Source organism: Corynebacterium sp. ACRPO (assembly GCF_022347205.1).
Classification (GTDB): domain Bacteria; phylum Actinomycetota; class Actinomycetes; order Mycobacteriales; family Mycobacteriaceae; genus Corynebacterium.
Genome location: NZ_JAKRNE010000039.1, coordinates 1 through 907 on the forward strand (window position 1 = coordinate 1; position 907 = coordinate 907).

General features: G+C 52.3%; 1 pseudogene. It reads right to left on the bottom strand.

Features of this window, described 5'->3' with window-relative positions:
• Positions 1-503 precede the first annotated feature (503 nt).
• Positions 504-794: pseudogene (locus tag MHY22_RS11470) on the bottom strand (integrase core domain-containing protein); the annotation flags it as partial.
• Positions 795-907: the final 113 nt, after the last annotated feature.

The following is a 907-nucleotide window of genomic DNA, read 5'->3' on the forward strand; positions in this document are numbered from 1 at the left end:
TCGCGGCCGGGCAAATTTAACTTCAGAGTTTTCTACCGGATCGATGTAATGAGACATTAGTGCTGGTTAGACCGGAACTATCTCATAAGACATGCGGAACGATGTCTCCGAACCAGACACCGCCCCGGGCACCCTGAGCAGTTGAACAAACTGCGACACCGGAGGTAACAAACTCGAAAGGGTCCGTGACCTCCGGTTTTCCTAATTTTAGGCGTTGTCTTGGTCACCTGGGTGCGGTTGGGGGGGATCGACCTGGCGACTCAGATGAGGGGCCAAGTGTCGATGTAATTCCCAGACGAATTCGCGTTTGGTTTCGGACAGATTCCAGTCTTGCCTTAAAAACCTAAAACAGGTTATAACTCAGTCGGGGTATGGCAGTCTTAATGAAGCGTCCTGGGTTTAGTTCCGCTTCTTTTACGGCCCTGTGTTGATGGGCTGGGTGAGATAGTACTCGGTTTCTACTTCCTGTGGGGTGGCGTAGTGAAGTGCCCCGGGTTTTGTTCCTAGGCATTTGCCTTGATTTCTATTATTGCTTGCGGCGGGTGCTGGTCCCAAAATTCGGTTTCCACTTCGACCGGGGTTCGGTATCCCAAGCTTTGGTGAAGCCTCGTCTCGTTCCACCATGACACCCACTCAAACGTCGCGATTTCCACCTCGACAACCTCATCCCACCTGCGAGTATGGATCAGCTCGTTTTTGTAGGAACCATTAACGTTTTCCGCCAGAGCATTGTCATAGGAATCCCCGACAGTTCCGGTGGAAGCGGCAATCCCGTGCTGGGCAAGAGAGCGTGATGCTCCTATGTTGTGTCAAGCTGATTTGAGAAGTTCTTCATAAGCCAACCTCAACTCCGGCAAAGGGCGCTTGCCGGTTTCGATATCACTGATTCTCGCCGGGGCACACCCGA